Below are 15,656 nucleotides of genomic sequence, written 5' to 3' on the forward strand. Positions count from 1 at the left end.
TTCTGCCTCTTTGATAGTATAAAAACCACTTGCAGCCCAAACCACGACAACCGCACCTAATGCAAGAGAAATCAAAAGATTTCCAGCATTGCCACGGGGACCGCCATTTTGGCCAGAAGAGGAGTTTCCACCTTTTTTTGCCGCCGAAACCACCAAGTTTTTTCACTCAGTTTACGGAACATATCATCGAGATCTGATGCTCCGCGATTCCGACCTCCTTGATTGCCGTTGGAGTTACCGTTGCCATCGCCATTATTATTGCCGCTGTTTCGGTTACCCCACGGGTCGCGGTCTTGTCCGTTGTTACCGGGCTGATTCCACGCCATGTTCTAGCTCCATTATTATGATTAGATTTATCAGGCTTAAGAGCCGATTTCGTCGCCAGCTCTCAGTTAATGTTCATTATTATGGCCGAATATCAGACCACGTAATCCAATAAATTTGTTCCTGCTTGCAAAGGCGGCGCCAGTCTACCATAGGCATACGTATGATTAGCCCAACTTTACCGTCTTTTTCAATCCATTCACGTTCTATTGACTGTAATTGATAAAAACGACTACGTAAGCGCCCTGTATTTTCTGGCGGTAAACGTAATTCAAAGTGTGCGATCTCACCTGAAAGACGTTCTGTCAACGCCTGATATAACAGCGGAATACCTTCGCCTGTTTGTGCCGAAACCCAAACCCTAACGGGTAAGTTTTCTTCATTTCGATCTATTCTTGGAGTAAAATCTTCAAAAAGATCAATTTTGTTCATAACATGCAGTGTTGGTATTTCTTGAGCATCAATCTCTTCTAATACACTTTCAACTGCATGAATATTTTCCTCAAAACGGCTATCTGCTGCATCAATAACATGAAGAAGCAAAGTTGCTTCTCGCGTTTCTTGCAAAGTAGCTTTAAAAGCAGCAACAAGATCATGAGGTAAATGTCGAATAAATCCAACAGTATCGGCTAATACAACAGTTCCCACATCATCAACTTGAATACGTCTGAGTGTTGGATCTAATGTTGCAAAGAGCTGATCTGCTGCATACACATCTGAACAGGTAATATGGTTAAATAAACTCGATTTTCCTGCATTTGTGTAACCAACAAGGGATAATGTCGGAATATCAGCTTTACTTCGCGCTTGTCGTCCTTGTTCACGCTGACGCTCAACCCTACCCAATCGCATTAAAATTTGACTAATTTTACCTCGGAGTAAGCGGCGGTCTGTTTCTAGCTGAGTTTCGCCTGGTCCTCGTAACCCAATCCCCCCTTTTTGTCTTTCAAGGTGAGTCCACCCTCTGACTAAACGGGTTGATAAGTGACGTAACTGGGCAAGTTCTACCTGTAGCTTTCCTTCATGGGTTCTTGCTCTTTGAGCAAAGATATCAAGGATAACTCCCGTGCGATCAACCACTCGGCATTCACAAAGTCTTTCCAGATTTCGTTCTTGTGCAGGTGTCAGTGCATGATTAAATAAAACAACATCTGCACCACTTGCTTTTACAGCTTCGGCAATTTCTTCTGCTTTACCTTCACCCACATAATATTTAGGATGAGGTGCTTTTCGATTGCCAGTAATAATCTGAACTGGTTTAACACCCGCAGATGTCACCAAAGATTCAAATTCTTGCAAATCATCAACGTCCTTTTCTTGAGAAAAGAAGACGTGCACTAAAACGGCTAATTCGCCACCTTCATAACGATCAAACAAAGGCGAAACCTCTTGGACTTTATAAAAACAGGAAAAAACATAGGTAAAGTCTCCCTACCTATGTTTTTCTTATATCAAGAATAATATTGGATTATTATTCTGCAACATCATCCTGCTGAGCAGTGCCACCATTGTAACCTGTACCCGTTTGGTTCGTGCCTGTGTTGCTATGATGAGAAACAGGACGCGAAGGTACCACGGTAGAGATAGCATGTTTGTATACCATCTGACTTACTGTGTTTTTCAGCAAAATAACAAATTGGTCAAAAGATTCGATCTGACCCTGCAATTTAATGCCGTTTACCAAATAGATAGAAACGGGAACCCTTTCACGACGTAATGCGTTCAGGAAAGGATCTTGCAAAGATTGCCCCTTAGCCATTCTATGTTTTCCTTATTTTGTTGTTTTATATTAGAACCCAATGGGTTCGAAAAATGAACTACTCAAAAATTGCGCTTTGGCAACTATCAATTTTACACAAACCTACCATCTATGCACTAACTACCTGCAAAACAGTGTCAAGAGATTGTTTTGGATCTTCACTATCAAGCCAGTGAATATCATTCCAACCTCTTAACCAAGTGATTTGTCGCTTCGCTAATTGCCGGGTAGCGCAGATCCCTCGATAAACCATCTCATCATAATCTATTTCGCCAGATAAATATGACCACATCTGGCGATAACCGACACAACGTACAGAAGGTAGATCTTCATGCAAATCGCCCCGTTCATATAATGATTTTACTTCATCTTCGAATCCACACGTTAACATCTGTTTAAAACGGGCTTCAATGCGTTGGTGAAGAACATTTCTATCTTTCGGAGCAATCGCAAATTGATAAACATCATAAGGCAAAGACTCGCCTGATATTTTGGTCAATTCCGTCATTGTCTTACCTGAAATCAAGTAAACTTCTAGCGCACGTGAAAGTCGTTGAGGATCATTAGGATGGATCCGTTGTGCTGCAACGGGATCAACTAATGCTAACTCTTTATGTATTGCCTCCCACCCCTGCTCTGCTGCTTTTTTTTCTATTTCAGCACGAACATCTGAATTAGCGCTAGGTAAAGGCGATAGACCTTCAAGTAACGCTTTAAAATATAGCATAGTCCCACCCACTAATAGTGGAATTCGTCCAGCTGCGGTAATTTCTTCCATTGCATTGAGTGCATCACGTCGAAAATCCGCAGCAGAATAGGGAAATGCAGGGTCTAGAATATCAATTAATCGATGTGGAGCAAGCGATTGCTCATTCGCATCTGGCTTTGCTGTACCGATATCCATACCACGATAGATAAGAGCTGAATCCACGCTAATAATATCTACAGGCAGTTTCTGTCTCAGTGCAATTGCTAATGCTGTTTTACCTGACGCTGTAGGTCCCATTAGAAAAATTGCTTTAGGTTTTATTTGCGTGTTCACATCGCTCATTATTTAATGCCACTACCACCGGTTGTAAATCAATTAATTGTAATAAGTTTTTTGCTGGCTGTCTGACATATTGAGGACAAAGTCTTTCAATATCAGCCAATAATCCTACGGCCTGAGCTTGCGACCATTGCACCTGCTCTGCCCCTAATTGTTTTGCTAGCCACTGCCCAAGCTGTTGCTCGGTACAAGATTGCTCTTCTGACAAATAGGCTAATAATGCCGTCAGTAACACAGGTAAATTTTGCTGACGCAAAGGTAACGACACCGCATGTATCGTTGCTTTACCGTGAGAAATTTCGATAATGATCCCAAAATGGCTGATTAGCGATTGAAACTGATTAAATACACTAATCTCCTCTTTACTCAATGCCAACTTTAAAGGCACGAGCAAAGGTTGTGGTTTCAATGTTTCATCTTTAGGCAGTAATTGCGCACATTTTAACAGAAAATCAGCTTCTTCCAATGATAACAACCCAAGACCTTGTGAAGATTCTATTAACGCATATTTGTGCTGATAAATTGCCAATACTCGCCCAAAAGTATAATCAGTTTGTCCATCTTTCGCATTGACGGAACGAGGCATCACCGAAATAGCATCTTCTTTGATATTATTAGTTGTATGAACGAGTTCGCCTAAATTCAATGGGGCACGCTCAGGAAATAGTGGTATTTTTTCTCTATCTTCTGATGTTGATACACTTTCTTGCATCATTTTTTGATAAAGCGCACCCTGTGTCCTTTGATAGCTTTCACCAAATTGACGGCGATCTCCAAATTGAGAGGCTTGTTTTTGATGTGAGTTATTGTTGTGCTCTCGTTCACTGTATTGATGTGATGGTGTATTTGGCTGAGTTTGAGTTACTGGTGCTTGATAAGGCTGAGAAAATACATTTTCACCTGCAACTTGACGATTTTCAGGGAAATTTAAAGCTATTTCGTGCTCTTCTTCATCATCCGAATCCAGAGATAAAGGCTCTTGCGTTGCTTGTCGTAAAACACTCAACACACCTTGATAGATAAAATCATGAACCAAACGAGATTCATGGAAGCGAACTTCATGTTTAGCTGGGTGGACATTAACATCAACTTGGTGAGGATCAACGCTTAAATATAAGATGTAAGAAGGTTGCTGCTCTCCTTGTAAATAACCTTCATAAGCTTGGCGAATAGCATGATTAATTAATCTATCACGCATCATTCGTCCATTCACATAGCAATACTGAATTTCACTACTTTGCACCGGTGATAAAGGGTGTTCTACCCAACCTTTTATTGCTAAATCACCATGTTCCCACGATAACAACATCGATTGATTAACAAAATTATTACCGCAAATTGCACTCAATCGGCGATTTTGCTGATTTTCATCTTTTACTGCACGGTATTGCCGAACGCGTTTACCGTTATGAGTCAGATTGATAGAAACATCAAAACGCGATAACGCAATGCGACGAACCACTTCATCAATATGTGCAAACTCTGTTTTTTCAGTACGCAAAAATTTACGTCTTGCTGGCGTGTTATAAAAGAGATCAAGCACTTCAACCGTACTTCCGACAGGATGAGCCGCAGGCTTAACAGCGACAGCCATATCTCTGCCTTCAGCATAAGCTTGCCATGCTTCTTCTTGATCTTGAGTACGTGATGTCAACGTTAAACGAGAAACTGAGCTAATGCTCGCTAACGCTTCACCACGAAAGCCCATACTCATTATGGCTTCGAGATCGTCCAGACTTGATATTTTGCTAGTTGCATGGCGAGCAAGTGCTAACTTCAAATCATCGCGATTGATACCACACCCATTATCACGAATACGAATAAGCTTCGCGCCGCCTTTATCGATATCAATATCAATCGAGGTCGCACCTGCGTCTAAACTATTTTCCAGCAACTCTTTAACAACAGAGGCCGGTCTTTCAACAACTTCCCCTGCGGCAATTTGGTTTGCAAGCTGAGGAGGTAATAAATTTATCGCCATGACCTTTATTCCATTTTACTCAATCAATTAGGCGCATTTTGTAAAGGGTGAGCCAGAAAATAATTTTTTAAACCTGCATGAATAGATGCCGCAAGTTTCTCTTGATAAGCGTCGGAAATGAGTAACTGCTCTTCTGACGCGTGACTGATAAAACCTGTTTCAACTAAAATGGAAGGAATATCAGGTGAACGTAAAACACCTAAACTCGCATGCTCTGGTGTTTTCTTATGTAATGAACCCACTTTCCTTAATTCAGACAATACAGCAACAGCAACGTCATAACCTACTCGCTGTGAATTACCGAACTGCAAATCGAGTACTGCTTGGCTTAAATAGGGATCTGCACCATCTAATGCATCACCTGCACCACCGAGTAATTCAGATTGTTTCTCACTTTGTTCGAGCCACTTACCTAATTCACTGTTTGCGCGACGATTAGAAAGCACCCAGACAGAAGCACCTCTTGCACTACGATTGGGGGCTGAGTCTGCATGAATAGACACTAACATATTCGCGCTCTGCTTACGGGCAACTTCAGAGCGCCCTGCAACTGAAATAAAATAATCACCACTGCGTGTTAGAACGGGTTTAAACATAGGATCGTTACGTAAGCGAGCTTCCAACTTCCTTGCCACACTTAGCGTTACGTCTTTTTCACGATTACCTTTCTGACCAATCGCTCCCGGATCTTGCCCACCATGCCCCGCATCTATCGCAATAATAATTTGGCGTGAACCGGCTTGTGGTTTTGACGATGTGGTTCGTGGTTTTACAATAGGCGCAACAGGGGTAACCTCGGGTGTTGATTGGGTAATTAAAGGGGCCATTTCCCGATTAGTATTTAAACTTGAATTTGATGTAGTGACGGTCGCACTTGGTGATAACGCAACAATACTGACGGTGGATTGGGTATTGCTATTTTGTCGACCATTCAGAGCCTTAATAGTAAGCACTAACTTATAGCCACCACTTGCATTCATCAAACGTTCAGTAACCACCACAGGCTGAGCAAGCTCAACAACCAAACTTTGGTATTGACTATCTTTTGATTGCGTTGAGCGAATTTTATGGGCTAACTGCCCATTACCTAATGCTGCCGGTAATCCCGTGATTTTTGTACTTTGTTTAAAATCCATCACTAAACGGTCAGGGTTTTTTAATGAGTAATATCGATAACTCGGCTTCCCATCACTAAACGTGAATGTGAGGGTTGTTGCTGAAATACCGTTTTCTGCTTTTACTTCTGTCACAGTAGCGGCTTGTGCTGCTTGCACAAAAAATAAAGACAAAACAACCAACAGAAAGGCAACAACATAACGCTGACTTTGACTCACAATGGTGATGAGACTCGACATAATCAATATTCCTTTATGCAGACTGAATACGGGATAAAACAGTATTCCCTCTTTGTGAAAGGGCAACAAAACGCGCTTTTCGACCTTCGTCTTCGTAGCTTAAATGAAGCTCTAAATCCGCGTTAGGTAAAAAGCCTTCGCCTTGCGATGGCCATTCAATAAGGCATAACGCGTCTTGCTCAAAATAGTCGCGTATTCCCATAAACTCTAGCTCTTCAGCAGAAGCTAAACGATAAAGATCAAAATGATAAACAGGATTTGGTGAAAGCATATAGGGTTCAACTAATGTATACGTTGGACTTTTTACATGCCCTTGATGACCAAGCGCTTGTAAAAAGCCTCGGCTAAAGGTTGTTTTTCCAGCGCCCAGATCGCCATATAAATAAATGATCAATCCGCTATGATTAGTCGCCATTGCAACAGTACGCCCGAGTTCAACTGTTGCGCTTCATCTTCTAATGTAACAACCCATTCTTTCATATTTATATAATCTATTGTTAAGTTATAACGGCTTAATAAAGAGAGATCGTTGGAGAACATCAAATACTAAGCTTTATATGTTTTCTTAAGGCAAATAGTTATCGAAATCACTATCAAATAACCATACCATAAATCTATTTATTGTGAGGATTTTTCCTACAGCCTCACTATGATACACTGCGCGCTCTTAGGACTCACCTCTTACCTATTGATTCGGTTTATTCATGTCATCACTCGATCTTAATCTTCTCGCTCAAAACATTAAATTATGGGGTTCTGAGCTAGGTTTTCAACAAACAGGGATATGTGATACTGACTTATCACTTGAAGAACCTCGCCTACAAGCCTGGTTAGATAAACAATATCATGGTGAAATGGCATGGATGGAAAAGTATGGAATGACTCGAGCCAGGCCTCATGAATTGGTGCCTGGGACATTACGTGTTATCAGTGTCAGAATGAATTATCTCCCTACGGATGCCGCATTTGCACGAACCTTAAATAATCCAGAACAAGGCTATATCAGCCGTTATGCGCTGGGTCGGGATTATCACAAAGTATTAAGGCAGCGTCTTAAAAAACTTGGCGAAAGAATTTCACAATATTGTCAGCAGTTTGAATATCAAGGAGTCGTCAATTTTCGTCCTTTTGTTGATTCAGCACCTATCATGGAACGTCCATTAGCCGTTAAAGCTGGGCTTGGCTGGGTTGGTAAACACTCACTTGTTATTAACAATCAAGCAGGCTCTTGGTTTTTCCTTGGTGAACTACTGATTGATTTACCATTACCGATAGATAGCCCTGTTGAAGAGCAATGCGGTAAATGTGTCGCCTGTATGACAACCTGCCCGACAGGTGCCATTGTTGAACCTTATACTATTGATGCTCGTCGCTGTATTTCTTATCTTACTATCGAACTTGAGGGAGCCATTCCTGAAGCGTTTCGCCCTCTGATGGGTAATCGTATTTATGGTTGTGATGATTGCCAGCTTATCTGTCCTTGGAATCGTTTTTCATCACTGACTGACGAAGAAGATTTCTCCCCAAGAAGTGCACTTCATACCCCAGAATTACTCAATCTCTTTCAATGGAGTGAAGATAAATTTTTGCGTATCACTGAAGGTTCGCCAATCCGTCGTATTGGCTATTTACGCTGGCTGAGAAATATTAGCGTGGCGCTAGGAAATGCACCTTACCAAGATAAAATTATACTTGCCTTGCAAAAAACGTTTTGGATTGAGTGATGTTTTAGATGAACATTTAAACTGGGCGATTGCACAACAGACAGCAAAGAGAAATGAAAAAGAAGTAAAAATACAGACTTCACAACAAAAACGTTTAGTAAGGGCGATAACTAAAGGCTTGCCTCGCGACGCTTAATTTTTTAACAGAATAAACGCATTACGAGTAATCATTAATTTCCTCTGTGAATAAAAATAAAAAATCCCTTGCCTATCAACTGAAAAAAAAAAAATTCAAGCGAACTAAGACTCAAAATTAAAAAAAATTAAAATAAACTTAGTTATCAATTAGATATAAAAACCAATCAATTTATTAAAGAGAATAATATTCTTAGCACCTAAGAATACGAACTTGTGGATAACTCTGTGCAGTAAAAAAATAAATAGTGTTTAGATGCGGTGATTATTAGCATCTTGCTGTGGATAAATCGATTTGGGAAGATTTTAAGAATAGTAGAATATATATCACTTTTTTTTTTACAGAAAAGTCAGAGAAACTCTTTTCCTTTTTCTAAAATACTATTCAATGCATGTTTAACAGAATAAAGGCCTAAATCCTAAAAAATGATCTTACCTCAAGTTTCCCTTCTAAATGAGGAAAGGCGCACATTCTAGTGCCGTCAAAATAGAAATGCAAGCAAAGATCAAAGATAGATCACAAAAAAAATAGCTTGATCTTACATGTAGTAATAATATTTTCTTTTTTGAACAATAATCCCGAACACGCTTTTTGTGCGCATTAAGTAAAATTACTTAATCTGCACCCTAAAACAGTGTAGTTGATATTAAAAAAAGTGAGAGAAAAAACTTAAAATTTCTTTATGGGGATTAAAAGTATGGGGATTAAAAGTGAGATTTGGTAAAACAGAGGAAAAAAACTTGGAGCGGGAAACGAGACTCGAACTCGCGACCCCAACCTTGGCAAGGTTGTGCTCTACCAACTGAGCTATTCCCGCGTCTTTCTTACACCCGTACAAACAAAATTCTTCATCGGTACGGGAAGCGCATTATACGAGAAAAATGCTTAACCGCAAGCCTTTATCAACAAAAAAAATACGTTTTTTTTGATTACATGCTGATAAAACCATCACAATGATGCAATATGAATCATTAATGCACGTTTTTTACTCTTTAATAAAAGTTTTACGATAATAAGCAAGCTCTGCAATCGATTCACGAATATCATCCAATGCCTGATGCGTATTCTTTTTCTTAAAGCCTTCTAAAATTTCAGGTTTCCAACGACGTGCTAATTCTTTTAATGTGCTTACATCAAGATAACGATAGTGAAAATATTGCTCTAACTCTGGCATATAACGGTATAGAAAACGTCGATCTTGCCCCACACTATTACCACAAATAGGTGATACACCTTTTGGTACCCATTTTTCTAGGAATTCAAGTGTCGCTTTTTGTGCTGAATTATCATCATATGAACTGACTTTTACGCGCTCAACTAAGCCACTAGCGGTATGGGTACGTGTATTCCATTCATCCATTAAACTTAATTGTTCATCAGATTGATGGACGGCAATTACTGGGCCTTCGGCTAAAATATTAAGTTGAGGATCTGTCACAATAGTGGCAATTTCGATGATACGGTCACATTCAGGATCTAGACCTGTCATTTCCAGATCTATCCAGATCAGATTGTTCTCGCTTTTTGACATAATATATCCTAGCTGTTTCTAAGTGTGAGACATGATATTTTAGCGTTTATCATAGCGCGTTTACTCAATAAGCACGACAGAAGAACATCTAACCGAAGAATACAAGTGAGGATCGGTGACAAAACGTAAATTATCTAAAGGCCAGCAACGCCGAGTACAAGAAAATCATAAAAAGCGTTTGCAGAGCAAAGAGAAAAAAAACCACGTTGAATTAGACGATACGCAATTAGGCGAGGCAACCGAAGGCTTAGTCATCAGCCGTTTTGGTCAACATGCAGATATCGAAGCTGCTGACGGCACAATTACACGATGCAATATTCGACGCACAATTTCATCACTGGTAACAGGTGATAAAGTTGTTTGGCGCCCTGCGCTACAAACACAAGAAAATGTCCGCGTAAATGGTATTGTTGAAGCCGTACACGAACGAACTTCAGTGCTTACTCGACCTGACTATTATGATGGTATTAAACCAATTGCCGCTAATATTGATCAAATTATTATCGTTTCGGCTATTTTGCCTGAACTTTCTTTAAATATTATCGACCGTTACCTTGTCGCATGTGAGACTTTAAACGTTGAACCTCTCATTGTGCTCAATAAAATCGATATGTTAGATGAAGAAAGCCGTAAGACGGTAAGTGAATGGATGCAAACGTATAAAGATATTGGGTATCGTGTCCTTGAAGTCTCTAGCTATACTAAAGAAGGGTTAGAAGCGCTGACTCAAGAACTTATTGGACGCATCTCTATTTTTGCTGGGCAATCCGGTGTCGGTAAATCAAGTTTACTTAATACGCTGTTACCCCCAATGGAAGAAAGCATTGTTGTTAATCAAGTCTCTGATAACTCGGGTTTAGGCCAACATACGACAACCGCATCACGCCTTTACCATTTCCCACAAGGCGGAGATGTGATTGACTCTCCGGGAGTACGTGAATTTGGTTTATGGCACTTAACGCCAGAGCAAGTAACAAAAGGTTTTATTGAATTCAGGCCGTATCTTGGTGGCTGCAAATTCCGTGATTGTAAGCACTTAGACGATCCGGGATGTTTAATCAGTGAAGCAGTAAGAAACAACGAAATCGCAGAAACACGATTTGAAAACTACCATCGAATTTTAGAAAGTATGAGTCAGGTGAAAGTTCGTAAGAATATTAATTTAGACTCTTAATAATTGATTCACTGACAACCCTATTAAGGGTGGGTACAATAGACCCCTTTTGTCTATTTTTATCGTTTAATCCCAGAGGTTGCCATTTTGGACAAGCTAAAAATTAAACTACAGTATTTATTGCCTAAATTATGGCTAACACAATTAGCAGGTTGGTTCGCAAATAAAAAAGCGGGCGCCATCACCCAGTTTGTTATCAAGACGTTTGCGAAAGCTTATAAAGTCGATATGAATGAAGCGAAAGACAGCCAATTCCAAGCTTATTCTACATTCAATGACTTTTTTATTCGTGCGTTAAAAGACGGTGCACGCCCTATCGTTGAAGGGAATGACAAACTTGCACTACCAGCTGATGGTGCAGTCAGTCAACTTGGTCTAATTCAAGATGATCAAATCTTGCAAGCCAAGGGACATCACTACACTCTTGAAGCATTACTTGCTGGTAATTTTATGTTGGCAGATAAGTTCCGTAATGGTCAGTTTATTACGACATATCTTTCACCTCGTGATTACCACCGTGTTCACATGCCTTGTGATGGCTTATTAAAAGAGATGATTTATGTTCCCGGCGATCTTTTCTCTGTTAATCCATTAACGGCAGCTAATGTTCCTAATTTATTTGCACGCAATGAACGTATTATCTGTCTCTTTGAAACTCAATTTGGCCCAATGATACAAATTCTGGTGGGTGCAACTATTGTGGGTAGTATTGAAACGGTTTGGTGTGGCATGGTAACACCACCTCGTGAAGGTATTATTAAACGTTGGACATATCCTCAAGCGGATAAAGCAGGAGCGATATTCTTGAAGAAAGGTGAAGAAATGGGCCGATTTAAGTTAGGCTCAACTGTCATCAACCTTTTCCCAGAAAATACCGTTCAATTGAATAAAGATCTTATGAATGGCTCCGTTACATTAATGGGGGAACAACTGGGTTCCATCATCAATGTCGCTGGTAATGACAATAATGCCATCAGTGAATAACTCGTAATTCGGAGTAACTTTGTGCGCCTGATAATCAGTCTTTTCCTCTCGCTCTTTTTGACACTTTCATTAAGTACATCCGCAATATCAGCAGATGTAGAGAAATTACGTCAAGATATTAAACAACTTGAAGGAAGCACCAATCCTCAAGATATTGAGACAGTTCAGGCGCTACAAGGCACGATCAATTGGATTAATGACGGTGAAAAAGCGCAAACAAACGCAGATAGCTATCAAAAAACCATTGATGATTACCCTCAAATTACGCAAGAGCTAAGAACGAAACTTCTTGAGGAAAGCCACGCTGTTCCTACTATCCCTGAAAAAATTAGCATCCCTGATTTAGAACAGAAAATTATTCAAGTCAGTAGCCAATTAATGGAACAAGCAAGGCTTCAACAACAAGAGCAAGATAAAAGCCGTGAAATTAGCGAATCTTTAAACTTATTGCCTCAACAACTTTCTGAAGCGCGCCGTTTACTTAGTGATGCAACAGCAAGACTCGCGACGGTCAGTGCATCAACAACACCGTTAACAGAAGCACAAAATAAGCTCACACAAGCAGAAGTCACCGCGCGTAAAGCCATGGTTAATGAGCTAGAAATGGCTCAACTTTCAGCGAATAACCGCCAAGAAATCGCTCGCCTTCGCTTAGAATTGTTTAAAAAACGCTATCAACGTCTTGATGTACAACTACAACAGTTACGCAGCTTATTAAATATAAAACGCCAAGAAGTAGCGGATCTCGCATTAGAAAAAACAGAGATGCTAGCAGAGAAAGGAGGCGAGCTTCCTGAGTTTCTGACAAAGCAGATCCAAACTAACCGTGAACTCTCTCAGATCCTGAATAAACAGACACAGGAAATGAGTCAGTTGTCAGAAAAGCAACGCATTACGACACAGCAAACACAACAAGTTCGTCAAACGCTCACCACGATTCGAGAACAAGCACAATGGTTAAGTGGCTCTACAGCATTAGGTGAAGCATTAAGAACACAACTAGCCCGCTTACCCGAAATGCCTCGCTCACAAGAACTTGATAGAGATATCATTCAGTTACGTGTCGAACGTTTAGGCTATGAGGATATGCTGGAAAACTTAAGTAAGATCCAGCCTCCAGAAACTGCCGATGGCTCTAAATTGCCTGAAGCTCAGCAATATATTTTTGATTCTCTTATCCAAGCACGACATGAATTACTGAATTCGCTACTATCTGGTTATGACTCTCAAATTCTTGAGTTAACAAAACTAAAAGTTGCGACAACGCAATTAGCGGATGCATTAAAAGAGACAAAAGACGCAACAAACCGTTATATGTTCTGGGTTGCCGATATTAGTCCTATCAAACTTAATTATCCGGTTTTATTAGTCAAAGATATCACTCGACTTCTTTCGCTAGATACCTTTTCACAATTAGGTCATGCAGCTGTCAGTATGCTTAAAAATCAGGATACATTCCTATTCCTGTTTATCACTTTATCGATTGTCGGTTTTAGCCTACGCACGCGAAAACATTACAACGCATTTCTTGAAAGAGTCAGCAATCGTATTGGTAAAGTCACACAAGATCACTTTTCTCTGACAATACGCACGGTCTTTTGGTCTATTTTAATTGCATTACCATTACCTCTGTTATGGTCTGCGGTGGGTTATGGTTTACAAAGTGTTGAATGGCGTTATCCAATGGCTGGCGCTATTGGATATGGGGTAACAGCCGCAGCACCTGTACTGTGGTTATTTATGATCAGCGCAACGTTTGCACGTCCTAACGGTCTCTTTATTGCTCAATTTAAATGGAAAGAGAGCCGTGTTAAAAAAGCAATGCGCTTTTACCAACTTTCTATTTTTGTCATCGTTCCACTGATGATGTCATTAATTACCTTTGAATATTATAGTGATAGAGAATTTGCGCCAACAGTCGGGCGCTTCTGTTTCTTACTACTCTGTATCGCCTTAAGTTTTATTACGTCTAGCCTTAAAAAAGCGCATGTCCCGCTTTATCTTGATAAACATGGATCTGGCGATAACCTCATCAACACCATTTTATGGTGGTTCTTACTTGTTGCTCCTGTTATTGCTGGTTTAGCCGCTGTCTTAGGTTATCTTTCTACATCGATTGTCTTACTCGGTCGTTTAGAAATGTCTGTCGCCATTTGGTTTGCGCTACTGATTATCTACCATATTATTCAGCGATGGATGCTTATTCAGCGCCGGAAATTAGCCTTTGAACGTGCTAAACAAAAGCGTGCAGAAATTCTCGCTCAACGTGCAAAAGGGGAAGATGAAAACACAATTATCGGAAGCAGTGGTGAGAGCACAGTCGGACTTGAAATTGAAGCTCAAGAAATAGACCTTGATGCGATTAGCGCGCAATCTATTGGTTTAGTTCGCTCTATTCTGACTATGATTGCATTAGTCTCGATGATCTTACTATGGTCTGAATTAAACACAGCGTTCTCTTTCGTCGACAATATCCGACTTTGGGACGTCACGTCATCGGTGAATGGCGTTAACACGGTGCAACCTATCACGATGGGCTCTATTTTAGTGGCGATCCTCGTCATCATTATTACAACCCAATTAGTTCGAAACCTTCCAGCTTTACTTGAGTTGGCTATTTTACAGCATCTTGATTTAACGCCAGGTACGGGTTACGCCATTACCACTATGACCAAATACACCATCACCTTAATTGGTAGTATTGTGGGCTTCTCTTTATTAGGGATCGAGTGGTCAAAATTACAATGGCTAGTCGCCGCAATGGGGGTCGGGTTAGGTTTTGGTTTACAAGAAATTTTTGCCAACATTATTTCAGGTTTGATGATCTTATTTGAAAAGCCAATCCGTATTGGCGATACCGTCACCATTCGTAATTTGACCGGAAACATTTCTAAGATCAACACACGGGCAACGACGTTAACCGACTGGGATAGAAAAGAAATTATCGTACCGAACAAGGCCTTTATTACAGAGCAATTTATTAACTGGTCTCTATCAGATTCCGTTACGCGTATCGTCATGACAATCCCCGCTCCCGCAGACTGCAATAGTGAGCAAGTGACCAATGTGTTATTAGAAGCCTCAAAACGCTCTACAATGATTTTAGAAAATCCCGCACCTGAAGTTTATCTCGTCGATTTACAGCAAGGAATTCAGATTTTTGAATTACGCGTTTATGCTGCAGAGATGGGACATAGAATGCCGGCAAGACACGAGATCCACCAAAATATTCTCTTAGCCTTTGCAGAGCACGGTATTCCATTACCATTCCCCCCCTTCCAAGCAAGAGTGGACATGATGGGCAATACAATTCGTAGCTCAATGCGAGCAACACCAAGAGAAGTGGGTGGATTATAAGTCCTACATCAATTAATTTGATAAAAAGCCATTATTTTCTCAAAAAAAACGAAAGATAATGGCTTTATTCTTTTTGCCTCATTCTTTTCATCCTTTTCTATGATGCTTTTTTCGCCTTATCCTATTTGTCTATTTCTCTCATAGCTCATTGATTGCACCAAATTAAATTCATATTTTCGTCCTAACCCCTTATTTCTAGAAAAAAAAAGAAGATTATTTTTTAATTTTTTGTTTAATAAAATTGATAAGTAATAACGAAAAGAAACTATCTATCACTTGATAG

8 protein-coding genes, 1 tRNA gene and 4 pseudogenes are annotated in these 15,656 nt (G+C 40.1%); 4 read left to right on the forward strand and 9 right to left on the reverse strand.

Annotation, left to right across the window (positions count from 1 at the left end):
• The 7 genes and pseudogenes from BHE89_RS16620 to tsaE all read right to left on the reverse strand — a co-directional run.
• A pseudogene (locus BHE89_RS16620) lies at positions 1-326 on the reverse strand (protease modulator HflK N-terminal domain-containing protein); the annotation flags it as partial.
• 92 nt (positions 327-418) lie between these two features.
• A pseudogene (gene hflX, locus BHE89_RS16625) lies at positions 419-1,701 on the reverse strand (ribosome rescue GTPase HflX).
• 94 nt (positions 1,702-1,795) lie between these two features.
• Positions 1,796-2,083, reverse strand: a complete 288-nt coding sequence (hfq, locus tag BHE89_RS16630) for an RNA chaperone Hfq (protein ID WP_023583613.1) — start codon at positions 2,081-2,083, stop codon at positions 1,796-1,798.
• Between the two features lie 109 nt (positions 2,084-2,192).
• Positions 2,193-3,134 carry a tRNA (adenosine(37)-N6)-dimethylallyltransferase MiaA gene (miaA, locus tag BHE89_RS16635; protein ID WP_069369879.1) on the reverse strand — a complete coding sequence of 314 codons (942 nt, stop codon included), beginning with the start codon at positions 3,132-3,134 and terminating at the stop codon, positions 2,193-2,195.
• Positions 3,103-5,112 (reverse strand): DNA mismatch repair endonuclease MutL, encoded by a 2,010-nt coding sequence (gene mutL / locus BHE89_RS16640; protein ID WP_069369880.1) that lies wholly within the window; start codon positions 5,110-5,112, stop codon positions 3,103-3,105. Before mutL ends, miaA begins: the two co-directional genes overlap by 32 nt.
• Positions 5,113-5,135: 23 nt before the next feature.
• Entirely contained in the window at positions 5,136-6,467 is a 1,332-nt protein-coding gene (locus BHE89_RS16645; RefSeq protein WP_069369881.1) for an N-acetylmuramoyl-L-alanine amidase, read from the reverse strand.
• Positions 6,468-6,480: 13 nt separating this feature from the next.
• Positions 6,481-6,947: pseudogene (gene tsaE / locus BHE89_RS16650) on the reverse strand (tRNA (adenosine(37)-N6)-threonylcarbamoyltransferase complex ATPase subunit type 1 TsaE).
• Between the two features lie 224 nt (positions 6,948-7,171).
• On the opposite strand from tsaE, the pseudogene queG reads away from it, so the two are divergent.
• Positions 7,172-8,327, forward strand: a pseudogene (gene queG / locus BHE89_RS16655) (tRNA epoxyqueuosine(34) reductase QueG).
• 741 nt (positions 8,328-9,068) lie between these two features.
• Here the strand turns inward: queG and BHE89_RS16660 are convergent.
• Positions 9,069-9,144: transfer RNA gene (locus tag BHE89_RS16660), tRNA-Gly, on the reverse strand.
• A gap of 168 nt (positions 9,145-9,312) precedes the next feature.
• Positions 9,313-9,858 (reverse strand): oligoribonuclease, encoded by a 546-nt coding sequence (gene orn, locus BHE89_RS16665; protein WP_069369883.1) that lies wholly within the window; start codon positions 9,856-9,858, stop codon positions 9,313-9,315.
• A gap of 115 nt (positions 9,859-9,973) precedes the next feature.
• Here orn and rsgA point away from each other — a divergent pair, with 115 nt between their 5' ends.
• The 3 genes from rsgA (at position 9,974) to mscM (ending at position 15,373) form a co-directional block, all read left to right on the forward strand.
• Positions 9,974-11,032 carry a small ribosomal subunit biogenesis GTPase RsgA gene (gene rsgA, locus BHE89_RS16670; RefSeq protein ID WP_069369884.1) on the forward strand — a complete coding sequence of 353 codons (1,059 nt, stop codon included), beginning with the start codon at positions 9,974-9,976 and terminating at the stop codon, positions 11,030-11,032.
• A gap of 87 nt (positions 11,033-11,119) precedes the next feature.
• Positions 11,120-12,016: an archaetidylserine decarboxylase gene (gene asd, locus BHE89_RS16675; protein ID WP_069369885.1), complete on the forward strand. Its 897-nt coding sequence runs from the start codon at positions 11,120-11,122 to the stop codon at positions 12,014-12,016.
• A gap of 21 nt (positions 12,017-12,037) precedes the next feature.
• Positions 12,038-15,373 carry a miniconductance mechanosensitive channel MscM gene (gene mscM, locus BHE89_RS16680; RefSeq protein ID WP_069369886.1) on the forward strand — a complete coding sequence of 1,112 codons (3,336 nt, stop codon included), beginning with the start codon at positions 12,038-12,040 and terminating at the stop codon, positions 15,371-15,373.
• Positions 15,374-15,656 lie beyond the last annotated feature (283 nt).

The organism is Shigella sp. FC1967, assembly GCF_001743005.1.
Lineage (GTDB): Bacteria > Pseudomonadota > Gammaproteobacteria > Enterobacterales > Enterobacteriaceae > Proteus.